The following is a 12,169-nucleotide window of genomic DNA, read 5'->3' as shown; positions in this document are numbered from 1 at the left end:
GAAGGAGCCCATCCCGTGACGGAAGGCACCACCTCCGCCGCTGCCGAGGGCGCGGACGCCCTGACCCGCCTGGAGCAGGAGGGCGAGATCGCGGCGGACTACCTCGAAGGTCTACTGGACATCGCCGACCTCGACGGTGACATCGACATGGATGTCGAGGCCGACCGCGCCTCTGTCTCGATCATCAGTGACGCCGGCGGTCGCGACCTGCAGAAGCTGGTCGGCCGTGACGGTGAGGTGCTGGAGGCACTGCAGGAGCTCACGCGCCTGGCCGTGCACCGGGAGACCGGCGACCGTAGCCGTCTGATGCTGGACATCGCGGGCTACCGCGCCAAGAAGCGGACCGAGCTGTCCGAGCTGGGTGCGAAGGCCGCCGCCGAGGCCAAGAGCAGCGGCGAGCCCGTGAAGCTGGAGCCGATGACTCCGTTCGAGCGCAAGGTCGTCCACGACGCGGTCAAGGCCGCCGGCCTGCGCAGCGAGTCGGAGGGCGAGGAGCCGCAGCGCTTCGTCGTCGTGCTTCCCGCCTGAGCGGTCCCACGTTCCACCGGCCCCGTCTGTTGCGCAGGCGGGGCCGTACTTTGTCAGCCTGGTAGTTCTGGTGGTCGGCGCCGAGAGCGCCGATGCGGTACGGAAGGACGGTCCCCGTGACGGCGGAAGCGGAGCTCCCCCCTGCGCCCGAGCAGGCACGTGACGTATTTGGTGATCGCTTCACGGATGCGGTCCGGTACGCCGAGCTGCTGGCGGAGGCAGGAGTGCAGCGAGGGCTTATCGGCCCTCGTGAGGTACCCCGCCTGTGGGAGCGGCATCTGCTGAACTGTGCGGTGCTCTCGGAGGTGGTTCCCGAGGGGGTGACGGTGTGCGACGTCGGCTCGGGCGCCGGTCTGCCGGGCATCCCTCTGGCCCTGGTCCGGGAGGACCTGAAGATCACGCTGTTGGAGCCGCTGCTGCGGCGCACCAACTTCCTCACCGAGGTTGTGGAGCTGCTGGGGCTCGACCACGTCACCGTTGTCCGGGGCCGTGCCGAGGAAGTGATGGGTAAGCTCCCGCCGGTGCATGTGGTGACCGCCCGTGCGGTTGCGCCGCTGGACCGCCTGGCCACGTGGGGCATCCCGTTGCTGCGTCCCTACGGGGAGATGCTCGCCCTCAAGGGGGACACTGCCGAGGAGGAGCTGAAGAGCGCGGCCGCCGCCCTGAGCAAGCTCGGTGCGGTGGAGACCTCCATCCTGCATGTGGGTGAGGGCATCGTGGATCCGAGCTCCACCGTCGTGCGGGTCGAGGTCGGGGAAAGCCCGGGCGGCGTACGCTTCGCGGCCAAGCGGGCGAAGGCGGCGCGGACAGGACGGACGCGACGGCGTCGATAGCCGCCCGTACTCCACACAAGCTGCCAAACCTCCACATGCCGGAGTGTCGCGACAGTCCGGCCACGGCCGCTGTGCATCGTGTTTCACGTGAAACGTCGCTCACTGCTGCACGGCATCATCAACCGTGGCCGCGCCGCGGCCCAACCCCGCGACCGCAAGCCTCTCAGTTCACTCGGACAGGGAATGGAGTTGTCCACAGAGGTGGATTTCTCCACAGAACGTCAGGCCTCACTGGTTCACGACCCCGAAGGCATGGGAGGCTCTGTTCATTGCGAGCCTGAAGTCGAGGAGAGTGAATCCTTGCGGTCCGACGCCAACATTGCGGGACCGATGACCGATCCGGTCCCCGGTCCCCGTACCGAATCGATGGGGGAGGATGTTTCACGTGAAACGCCGCCCCCGATGGACGACACTCCCATCGGTCGTGCTGCCCAACTGGCGGTTGAGGCTCTGGGCCGCGCCGGCGAGGGTCTGCCCCAGCCCGAACAGACCCGCGTCATGGTGGTCGCCAACCAGAAGGGTGGCGTGGGCAAGACGACGACGACCGTCAATCTTGCCGCTTCGCTGGCTCTGCATGGTGCGCGCGTCCTGGTGGTCGACCTGGACCCACAGGGCAATGCCTCCACGGCGCTGGGCATCGACCATCACGCCGAAGTCCCCTCCATCTACGACGTCCTGGTGGAGAGCAGGCCGCTGGCCGAGGTCGTCCAGCCCGTCCCCGATGTCGAGGGTCTCTTCTGCGCCCCCGCCACGATCGATCTCGCCGGTGCGGAGATCGAGCTGGTGTCCCTGGTGGCGCGGGAGAGCCGGTTGCAGCGGGCGATCCAGGCCTACGAGCAGCCGCTGGACTACATCCTCATCGACTGCCCGCCCTCGCTCGGCCTGCTGACGGTCAACGCGCTCGTCGCCGGCCAGGAGGTCCTCATCCCGATCCAGTGCGAGTACTACGCGCTGGAAGGCCTGGGCCAGTTGCTCCGCAATGTCGACCTGGTCCGGGGGCACCTCAACCCCGACCTGCATGTGTCGACCATCCTGCTCACCATGTACGACGGCCGGACGCGCCTTGCGTCCCAGGTCGCGGAAGAGGTGCGCAGCCACTTCGGTGACGAGGTGCTGCGGACGAGCATTCCCCGCTCCGTCCGTATCTCCGAGGCACCGAGCTATGGGCAGACGGTGCTGACTTACGATCCAGGGTCAAGCGGTGCCCTCTCCTATCTTGAGGCGGCACGAGAAATCGCGCTGAGGGGCGTCGGTGTCAGCTACGACGCCACGCACGCCCATCTCGGCGCACAGGGTGATCCGAACATGGTGGAGGGGATTCAGTGAGTGAGCGACGGAGGGGGTTGGGGCGTGGTCTCGGCGCGCTGATCCCCGCTGCCCCGACCGGGGAGAAACCGCCGGCTCCGGCGACGGCGGGGGGCGCGGGCTCCGCTTCATCCACGGCTGTCCCGATGCTGACCGGTGACCGCGGTGACCGGGGGGTGGCAGCGGCGAAGGTGACCACACTGCCGCCTGTTTCACGTGAAACATCGCAGCCGCCGGTGAGCAGCCCGGCTGAGATGAACACGTCGGTGATGGGAGCCTACTTCGCCGAGATCCCCCTTGACTCCATCACGCCCAACCCGCGCCAGCCGCGTGACGTCTTCGACGAGGACGCGCTGGCCGAGCTCGTCACTTCCATCAAGGAGGTCGGACTCCTCCAGCCCGTCGTTGTCCGGCAACTCGGTCCCGGGCGCTATGAGCTCATCATGGGTGAGCGGCGCTGGCGGGCCTGCCGTGAGGCGGGGCTCGCGGCCATCCCGGCGATCGTGCGGGCCACGGATGACGAGAAGCTTCTCCTGGACGCCCTGCTGGAGAACCTGCACCGGGCCCAGCTGAACCCGCTGGAAGAGGCGGCCGCCTACGACCAGCTGCTGAAGGATTTCAACTGCACGCACGACCAACTGGCGGACCGGATCGGCCGTTCCCGCCCGCAGGTCTCCAACACCCTGCGTCTGCTGAAGCTCTCCCCGGCGGTGCAGCGTCGGGTCGCCGCCGGAGTCCTCTCGGCCGGTCATGCCCGGGCGCTGCTCTCCGTCGAGGACTCGGAGGAGCAGGACCGGCTGGCCCATCGGATCGTCGCCGAGGGTCTGTCGGTGCGGGCGGTCGAGGAGATCGTGACCTTGATGGGGTCGCGGCCGACGGCGGCTCCTCGCTCCAAGGGTCCGCGTGCCGGCGGGCGGGTCTCTCCGGCTCTGTCCGACCTCGCGACGCGTCTGTCCGACCGCTTTGAGACGCGGGTGAAGGTCGACCTGGGACAGAAGAAGGGCAAGATCACCGTCGAGTTCGCTTCCATGGAGGACCTGGAGCGCATCCTCGGCACGCTGGCTCCGGGCGAGGGCCCGGTCATGCAGAAGAGTCTTCTGGACGGCGAAGAGCCGGAGGAGGAGACGGAGGGCTGAGCCCGTCCGAGGGACGGTTTCGGCTCGATCGAGCGACACAGGCGGGTCGTGTCCGGTGTGTACCGGAACACGGCCCGCTCTTTGCTTTCAGGCGGTATCGATGCAATCGCATCGTCGATACGATGCGTTTGGGTATGTCGCATCCACCCAGCGGTACCTCTAGAGGGAGGCAGGGGCATGCGAACGGTGAGCCGCTCCGGAATGCTCGGCGCGGTCTTGGGGCTGGGTGCGGTCGGCGGATTCGTCGGCAGCCTCCTCAAGGAACGCAGCGCTCTGACAGCCGCGCGTGACGCCGCGGGCGAAGGAAGCGAGGAACAGCCTTCATGGGCCGTAGGCTCGTACCGCTCACGCTGGACAACCTTCAAGACCTTCCCCAGCGTTGCCGGGCGTGCGTCTTCTGGGAGCTGGACCCCGTCAGTGGTGAAGCCGCGCTGAAGGCCGGCACATCCGTGGCGGAAAAGGAAGCGTGGATCTCCGCCGTCCTGCTGGACTGGGGTTCCTGCGGCCGCGTCGTCTACGTCGATGACGCACCCGTGGGCTTCGTGCTCTACGCTCCCCCCGCCTACGTCCCCCGTTCCACGGCGTTTCCCACGAGCCCCGTCTCTCCGGACGCGGTACAGCTGATGACCGGCTTCATCATGCCGGGCTACCAGGGGCAGGGCCTGGGCCGTGTGATGGTCCAGACGGTCGCGAAAGACCTGCTGCGGCGGGGCTTCAGGGCCATCGAGGCATTCGGGGACGCCCGCTGGAAGGAACCCGCCTGCATGCTCCCCGCCGACCATCTGCTGGCCGTGGGGTTCAAGACCGTCCGGCACCACCCGGCCCACCCGCGGCTCCGGCTGGAACTGCGGTCGACGCTGTCCTGGAAAGAAGACGTGGAGATGGCGATCGACCGGCTGCTGGGCGCTGTGCAGAAGGAACCGGCGCTGAGGCCGCTGTAAGCGAGCTGCCACATGCGAATGGGCCAACCCTGAAGGGTTGGCCCATTCGTGTTTCACGTGAAACATCGCCGCCCTCTCGGCGGCCCTGCCGTGATTACTCGGCGACGAAGTCCTCGAGGTCGCGAACGATCGCAGCCTTCGGCTTCGCGCCCACGATGGTCTTGGCGACCTCGCCGTTCTGGTAGACGTTCAGCGTCGGGATGGACATGACCCCGTACTTGGCGGCGGTGTTCGGGTTTTCGTCGATGTTGAGCTTGACGACCTCGATCTTGTCGCCGTACTCGGCAGCGATCGCCTCGAGGGACGGAGCGATCTGGCGGCAGGGACCGCACCAAGCGGCCCAGAAGTCCACCAGGACGGGCTTGTCGCTCTTCAGGACGTCCTGCTCGAAGGAGTCGTCGGTCACGTTCTTCAGGGTGCCGGCCACAGCGGGCTCCTTAACTGGTCGTGCGGTGGGGTGGTTGGGGGTCTCAGACGGTGGACTTCTCGGGCTCGGCCTTCTGCTCGTTGTCCGCGAGGGCCGCGAGGAAGCGCTCGGCGTCGAGGGCGGCGGAGCAGCCGGTGCCGGCCGCGGTGATCGCCTGGCGGTAGGTGTGGTCGACCACGTCGCCGGCGGCGAAGACACCGGTCAGGTTGGTGCGGGTGGACGGCGAGTCGACCTTCAGGTAACCCTCCTCGTCCAGGTCCAGCTGGCCCTTGAAGAGCTCCGTGCGCGGGTCGTGGCCGATCGCGATGAACAGGCCCGTCACCGGCAGGTCCGACAGCTCGCCGGTCTTGACGTTGCGCAGCTTCAGGCCGGAGAGCTTCTGGTCGCCCTGGATCTCGGCGATCTCGCTGTCCCAAACGAACTTGATCTTCGGGTCGGCGAAGGCGCGCTCCTGCATCGCCTTGGAGGCACGCAGGGTGTCCCGGCGGTGGACGACGGTGACTGACTTGGCGAACCGGGAGAGGAAGGTGGCCTCCTCCATGGCGGTGTCACCGCCACCGATCACCGCGATGTCCTGCTCCCGGAAGAAGAAGCCGTCACAGGTGGCGCACCAGGAGACACCCCGGCCGGAGAGCGTGTCCTCGTTCGGCAGACCGAGCTTGCGGTGCTGCGAGCCGGTGGTGACGATGACGGCCTTGGCCCGGTGCACCGTGCCCGCGGTGTCCGTGACGGTCTTGATCTCACCGCTCAGGTCGACGGAGACCACGTCGTCCGGGATGAGCTCGGCACCGAAACGCTCGGCCTGCGCACGCATGTTGTCCATGAGCTCGGGACCCATGATTCCGTCGCGGAAGCCGGGGAAGTTCTCCACGTCGGTGGTGTTCATCAGTGCACCACCCGCGGTGACCGCACCCTCGAAAACCAGCGGCTTCAGCGACGCGCGCGCGGTGTAGAGCGCCGCCGTGTAGCCGGCGGGCCCGGAGCCGATGATGATCACGTTACGGACATCGCTCACGGCTTGATTCCTCGTCTCTGGACTGTGTCGTACGGCCGGTGGGAGCCTCTCTCACAGCTCTCACCCCACCCAACGGATCCTAAGGGGCATGCATTCCCGGCGTGCCGGGGCACACGGAGGCGCGACGGCGCACGGGATGCCATGCAGCGCGAGGACCGAGCGTGCGGGCTCAGGAACGCGCGTAGGAGTGCGACAGCAGCACCTTGGCCGTGACGTCCGGGTGGCGGACGCAGGTCGCGTCGACCAGGTAGGCCGTGACGCGGGTGCTGTCGCCGGAGGCGTCGGGCAGCACGACGAGATAGGCCTCCTTGCCGTCATAGGTGCCCGCCCGGGCGGCGAGCGGGGTGCCGCTGTCGTTGATGCCCTGCCGTACGCACGAGGGGACGGTCGGGGGCGGGCTCTTCAGCAGCTTGGGCCTGTCGGTACCAGCAGCGGATTCCACGCCGAAGTCGTGCGGCGTGTGGGTGTCCCTGCGCGGCCGCTGCTCCTGGGCGAGGAGATCGGCGACCTCGCTCTTGAGGGTGCCCGCGGAGAAGGTGTCTGCGGACGCGCTCGGACGATCGTGTGCCGCGGTGTCGGACCGCTTGTCGTCGTGGAGCGACGTCAGAACCACGGTTGTCACCCCCAGGGCGGCAAGGGCGACGACGGATCCCAGAACGGCGACCCTGCGGCGTCCCCGCCGGGTGCCTGTTTTGCGGCCTGGGCCGGTGCTGGAGGCACGAGGGTGACCGGAGGGGCGATCCGCGGCCGATGTTTCACGTGAAACACGCGCGCCACCGGTGACCGGGGGTCCCGTGACTGAGGCCTCGGCGGCGAGAGCCGCATCGATACGGTCCGCCACGTCGGCCGGCATGGCAGGCACATCCGGCAGGGTGCCGAGCAGATCACGGATCTCCGTCAGCGACGTGTGGACGTCGGCGCACAGCTCGCACTCGTCCAGATGCCGCTGGAGGTCCTCGGCCCGGGAGGGATCGAGGAGGCCCTCGGTGAGGTCGGAGATCTCGGTGACGTCCGGGTGCCCGGCCGTGTCTGTCGTGGATGTCACGCTCGCCCACCTCCGCCCTTCACAGCAGCTGAATCGCTTGATCCCGTGTCCTGTGTGTGTCTGCCCTCGGGGCGCGCGCCTTCAGGATCCGTCGTCGGTGGGACGGATGCCCCCTGCGCCCGGTTCCGTCCCGTGACCGATTCCTTCTCCTCACTGGTGCGTCCCGGTCGCATATGGGTGAGCAGCGGCAGGAGTCTCGCTCTGCCCCGGGCGCAACGGCTCTTCACCGTTCCGGTCGGAACATCGAGGATGCGGGCGGCTTCGGCGACCGGGTAGCCCTGCATGTCCACGAGCACCAGGGCGGCCCGCTGATCGGGTGGGAGAGTGTCCAGAGCCTCGACGAGCTGCCGCTGCACGTCGTTCCTCTCGGCGGGCGCCGAGGCCGACTCGTGCGGCTCCAGCAACTGCTCCAGGCGCTCGGTGTCGCTCACGGGCGAGGTCTTGCGCGAAGCGGCCTTGCGGACCCGGTCCAGGCAGGCGTTCACCGTGATCCGGTGCAGCCAGGTCGTGACGGCCGACTGGCCGCGGAAGGTCCCCGCGGCCCGGTAGGCGGAGACGAACGCGTCCTGCACGGCGTCGGCGGCCTCCTCGCGGTCGCCCAGTGTGCGCAGTGCGACCGCCCAGAGACGATCACGATGGCGGCGTACGAGCTCACCGAAGGCTTCGGGGTCGCCCTCCACATGGCGGGTGAGCAGCTCCTGATCGCTCGCTCCGCCGTATCCGGCGCCGTCCGCCATCTGACCCCTTCCCCCTCGGTGGGACGTCAGCCCGTGAACTTCACATCGGTGATGGCCTGTTTGTAGCCGGTGACGCTGTAGCCGTCACCGGGCGCCTTGGGCACGTCGGTGATCCATAGCAGCACGTACTGCGTCTTCAACGACTTCGTCGCCTTCACCTGGAGAGAGGTTCCGCTCGTGATCGCGGTTCCGATCTCCTTCATCCCGTCGATCCCGGTCGAGGGGCTCAAAGAGTCCGTGGCGTAGAGGTGGACCGTGGTGTGGTCACCGGCGTAGCGGAGCCCTATCGACACCGCAGAGATCTCCTTGGCCGAACCCAGGTCGTAGACGATTCCCACACCGGGCTTGTAGGGGGCAAGCGTCGGGCCGTCGGTATAGCTCTTGGTCCGCCAATACGTGGAGCTGTCGCCGTCGTACGTCTTGTCGACGTCTCCGGCAGCCTGGGGGTCACCACTGGCGACGTACTCCCGCGCCCCCTGGATCTGGATCGGCTGAGCCGGTTTCGGTTGCGTGTCCTTCTTGTCGTTGTCGTCCTGGGTCTGCGTCTGGGTGTCGTCGGACTTGCCGCCCTGGCCCAGCAGGGCGTCCGCGAGCTGCCAGCTGCCCAGGCCCAGAGCGGCGATGAGGAGGGCCGAGACGGCCCACTTCAGGGCCTTGCCGGTGCGGCTCTGCAGCGGAGGCGGCGGGGCCGGGACCGGCTGGGTGACACCGGGGTGCGATGCCGGACGGCCGTACGCGCCCTGCTGGTAGGAGGTGCCCTGGTACTCCGGCGGTGCGGTGAACGTCGGCTCCGGCGGCCGGACGCGCGGCATCTCACCGATCGCCTTGACCAGTTCCTCCGGGGTGGTGCACGCCGACTCGTGGCGGGAGGCGGTGGCGCCGTCGTTGACGAGGGCGCGCATGGCGAGTTCGGACAGACCCCGGTGGACGCCCGCGCGCACCTGGTCGGGGGCGATGAGGCCGATGTCCTTGGGCAGGCCGGACAGGCCGTAGGCGTCGCTCTCGTACGGCCAGCGCTGGGTGAGCGCCGCGTACAGCAGGGCGCCGATCGCTTCGGTGTCGGTTCGCTGCGGGGTGTCGGAACTGATGCCGCGCAGCGCGGCGTTCACGGCGAGGCCGCGGACCCGCCACTGACCGGTGGAGGTGCGCAGTACGGCATTGGGGTTCAGGCGCAGATGGGCGAGGCCCTCGCGGTGCGCGGCGGCCATGGCGGAGGCGATCTGGCTGACCAACTGGTAGGCGTCGTGCGGCTCCAGAGGGCCCGAGGCCAGAAGCGTGGTCAGCTCCGTCGCGTCGGGCAGCCACTCGTGGACGACGTAGACGAGGTCGTTCTCCTCGACGGCGTCGAGCACCTGCACGAAGCGGGGATCGCCGAGCAGCGCGGAGGAGCGGGCCGCGGCCAGCACGGACCGGGCTCGCGTATGGTCCGCGGGCAGGATGTGCACCCCGACGGCGCGACGGAGCTTCTCGTCCACCGCTCGCCAACTGCTGAATCCGTCCAGACGGGTGACGCACTCCTCGAGGCGGTAGCGTCCGGCCAGTTTGTGGCCGCTGTGAAGTTCGGTCGGTGAGGCCATCTTCCCGGGACTCTCCGTCCCGCCGCTCCCCTGTGCCTCGTTGTTGTCCGTGCCCCGGTCCCGATTCTGGGCCACCCCGTCGGACGTGGACTGGTCCGCCTCGGCGGTCAGCGGCTGCTCGCCGCTGTTGTCTGCCACGTCGACGGCAGCCGTGATTCGTTCCGCCACCGTCGCTCCTGCCTCCCCATCCATCGCGCGCTGTCCGACGCCGAATCCAATTGTGCCCACAGTCCGCCGCTATGCACGACACACGGCTGCGGACGATGGTTGTGCGTCTACCCCCGACTCAACGCCCCAGGCGCCCGCGGACCATGCCCACGAGACCGTTGACTTCTTCGATGCGCATCCGGCGGGCGGCGACGAAGAAGACTCCGAGCAGCAGTACGCCACCGGCCAGCAGTGCGACGAACGACCCGAAGACGCCCTGCCCCAGCGAGTGGCCGATGCCGTAGCAGGCCGCGCCGCTGAGCAGCGCCGCCGGCACCGAGGCGATGCACAGCCGCGCGTACGTCCGCAGCACACGGGAACCGTCGAGGTCGCCGCCCAGCCGCTGGCGCAGCCGGCGCCAGGCGACCCCGACGCCGATCGCGTACGCGAGACCGTACACGGCCGCCATGCCGGCCACGGACCAGCGGGCCGGAAGCAGGAAGTAACACAGGAGTGAGGCAACCGCGTTGACCGTGGCCACGATGACCGTGTTGTAGAAGGGCGTGCGGGTGTCCTCGTAGGCGTAGAAGGCGCGCAGGACGACGTACTGCACGGAGTACGGGATCAGGCCGAGTCCGAAGGCCATCAGCATGTAGCCCATGTTGGTGGCCGCCCCGGTGCCCGAGGAGCCGAAGATCAGCGTGCACATGGGGATCCCGAGGGCGAGGAACCCGAAGGCGATGGGCACGATGGCGACCGCCGTCGTGCGCAGACCCTGCGAGATGTCGTCGCGGACCGCGCCGGCGTCGTTCTCGGCAGCCGAGCGCGAGATACGGGGCAGCAGGGCCGCCATCAGCGAGACCGTGATGATGGCCTGGGGCAGGCCCCAGATCAGCTGGGCGTTGGCGTAGGCGCTGAAGCCGGTGCCGTCGATGTGCGTGCGGGCGACCGCGGAGGTTGCCAGCTGGGTGACCACCAGGGCGCCCGCCTGGTTGGCGAGGACGAACAGGACCGTCCACTTGGCCAGCATGGCGGCCTTGCCGAGGCCGTGTCCCTTCCAGTCGAAGCGCGGACGGATCCTGAACCCGGTCTCGCGCAGGTAGGGGATCATCGCGAGTGCCTGCACGACGAGGCCGAGGAGCACGCCGACGCCCAGCAGCCGCTGGCCCTCCGGCGGGATGTTCGTGACGGTCATGTGGGAGTTCGCGGACGTGCCGTAGACCCACAGGAACGTGCCGAGCGTGAAGATGATGACGATGTTGTTCAGGACCGGCGTCCACATCATCGCGCCGAACTTGCCCCGGGCGTTGAGGATCTGCCCCATCACCACGTGGACGCCCATGAAGAAGATCGAGGGGAGGAAGTACCGGGTGAAGGTGATGCCGACCTCGTTGGCCGCCGGATTGCTGGCGACCGGGTTGGAGAGCATCCGGACCAGAAGCGGCGCCGCGAACATCGTGAGGGCGGTGAGCGCGCCCAGTGCGACCATCACCAGGGTGAGCAGCCGGTTGGCGAACGCCTCGCCCCCGTCGTCGTCCTCCTTCATGGCGCGGACGAGCTGCGGGACGAACACGGAGTTCAGGCCACCGCCGACGGTCAGGATGTAGATCATCGTCGGCAGCTGGTAGGCCACCTGGAAGGTGTCGCCCAGCAGGGCCGTGCCCAGTGCGGCCACGATCATCGCCGAGCGGATGAACCCGGTGAGCCGGGAGACCATCGTGCCCGCCGCCATGACGGCGCTCGACTTCAGCAGCCCCGCGGCCTTCCCGCTCTTCTTCGCCGCCGGAGCGGGGGCGGGCTCGGCCGCCGGGGCAGGGGCCTCGGCGACGGCCGGTGCGGCGGCGTACGGCCCCATCGGCCCCTGACCGGCGGCCGGGGCCGGGGCGGGGCCGGGAACCGACGGGACGGCCATCTGCGGGCGTCCGCCCATGTCCTGCGGTGGCTGGTAGCCGTGCTGTCCCGGGCCCTGGTGGCCGTAGCCGCCCTGGCGCATGTCCGGACGGCCGCCCTGCTGCTGGTCACGGAAGAGGTGGGCGAAGGCGTCCGGCTCGTGATGCTCCTCGCCGGAGTTGCTGACCAGGTCGTCGACGCCGACGAACTGCGTGGTGCGGGGATCCTCGCCGTGCGGCAGGTACTGGGTGGGGCCCGAGGGCTCCGGCGGCGGGGTCTGCGCCCACACCCGTGGGTCGGGGGCGTGCGGAGACTGTGAGGGGCGGTCGTACAGCGGCTGCTGCGGCCCGTTCGTGCCCGGGGGAGGCGGAGGGTGCGCGGCGCGGTCGTACAGCGCTTCGCCGACCGGGTCCTGGGCGGTCAGGTCCTGCGCCCGGTAGGGGTCGTCGTCGTAGGCGTCCTGGAGGTACGTGTCCGCGGGAGGCTGGGGCGGCGTCTGGCCGTGTCCGGGCGGCGGCGCGTCGGGGTGGCCCGAGCCGCCCACGGCCTGGCCGCGGTCACCGTCGTACGGCGCGTTCATGCTTTACC

11 protein-coding genes are annotated in these 12,169 nt (G+C 69.0%); 5 read left to right on the top strand and 6 right to left on the bottom strand.

Annotated elements, in window-relative coordinates; translation table 11 throughout:
• Positions 1–15 precede the first annotated feature (15 nt).
• The 5 genes from ACIQFZ_RS23565 (at position 16) to ACIQFZ_RS23545 (ending at position 4,743) form a co-directional block, all read left to right on the top strand.
• Entirely contained in the window at positions 16–528 is a 513-nt protein-coding gene (locus ACIQFZ_RS23565) for a R3H domain-containing nucleic acid-binding protein (protein WP_365774808.1), read from the top strand.
• Between the two features lie 116 nt (positions 529–644).
• Complete coding sequence (gene rsmG / locus ACIQFZ_RS23560) at positions 645–1,361, top strand: 16S rRNA (guanine(527)-N(7))-methyltransferase RsmG (RefSeq protein WP_365417761.1); 717 nt, start codon at positions 645–647, stop codon at positions 1,359–1,361.
• Positions 1,362–1,613: 252 nt separating this feature from the next.
• Entirely contained in the window at positions 1,614–2,687 is a 1,074-nt protein-coding gene (locus tag ACIQFZ_RS23555; RefSeq protein ID WP_361413617.1) for a ParA family protein, read from the top strand.
• A complete protein-coding gene (locus ACIQFZ_RS23550) occupies positions 2,684–3,802 on the top strand; it encodes a ParB/RepB/Spo0J family partition protein (protein ID WP_365417763.1) in 1,119 nt (372 codons plus the stop codon). Before ACIQFZ_RS23555 ends, ACIQFZ_RS23550 begins: the two co-directional genes overlap by 4 nt.
• A gap of 323 nt (positions 3,803–4,125) precedes the next feature.
• Positions 4,126–4,743, top strand: a complete 618-nt coding sequence (locus ACIQFZ_RS23545) for a GNAT family N-acetyltransferase (RefSeq protein WP_365417765.1) — start codon at positions 4,126–4,128, stop codon at positions 4,741–4,743.
• Between the two features lie 94 nt (positions 4,744–4,837).
• On the opposite strand, the gene trxA is transcribed toward ACIQFZ_RS23545, so the two are convergent.
• The 6 genes from trxA to murJ form a co-directional block, all read right to left on the bottom strand.
• Positions 4,838–5,170 carry a thioredoxin gene (trxA, locus tag ACIQFZ_RS23540; protein WP_141359862.1) on the bottom strand — a complete coding sequence of 111 codons (333 nt, stop codon included), beginning with the start codon at positions 5,168–5,170 and terminating at the stop codon, positions 4,838–4,840.
• A 43-nt stretch (positions 5,171–5,213) separates the two neighbouring features.
• Entirely contained in the window at positions 5,214–6,185 is a 972-nt protein-coding gene (gene trxB, locus ACIQFZ_RS23535; RefSeq protein WP_376544251.1) for a thioredoxin-disulfide reductase, read from the bottom strand.
• Positions 6,186–6,354: 169 nt separating this feature from the next.
• Positions 6,355–7,230 (bottom strand): anti-sigma factor family protein, encoded by an 876-nt coding sequence (locus ACIQFZ_RS23530; RefSeq protein WP_402692064.1) that lies wholly within the window; start codon positions 7,228–7,230, stop codon positions 6,355–6,357.
• Positions 7,227–7,967: an RNA polymerase sigma factor SigM gene (gene sigM, locus ACIQFZ_RS23525; protein WP_402692063.1), complete on the bottom strand. Its 741-nt coding sequence runs from the start codon at positions 7,965–7,967 to the stop codon at positions 7,227–7,229. Before sigM ends, ACIQFZ_RS23530 begins: the two co-directional genes overlap by 4 nt.
• A gap of 26 nt (positions 7,968–7,993) precedes the next feature.
• A complete protein-coding gene (locus ACIQFZ_RS23520; protein WP_402692062.1) occupies positions 7,994–9,712 on the bottom strand; it encodes a serine/threonine protein kinase in 1,719 nt (572 codons plus the stop codon).
• 118 nt (positions 9,713–9,830) lie between these two features.
• Positions 9,831–12,161 (bottom strand): murein biosynthesis integral membrane protein MurJ, encoded by a 2,331-nt coding sequence (murJ, locus tag ACIQFZ_RS23515; protein ID WP_402692061.1) that lies wholly within the window; start codon positions 12,159–12,161, stop codon positions 9,831–9,833.
• Positions 12,162–12,169: the final 8 nt, after the last annotated feature.

The sequence above is a fragment of the Streptomyces sp. NPDC093064 genome (assembly GCF_044754605.1).
Taxonomy (GTDB): Bacteria; Actinomycetota; Actinomycetes; order Streptomycetales; family Streptomycetaceae; genus Streptomyces.
Note: the sequence above shows the minus strand (reverse complement) of the source record. Positions and strands in the feature narration are given on the sequence as shown.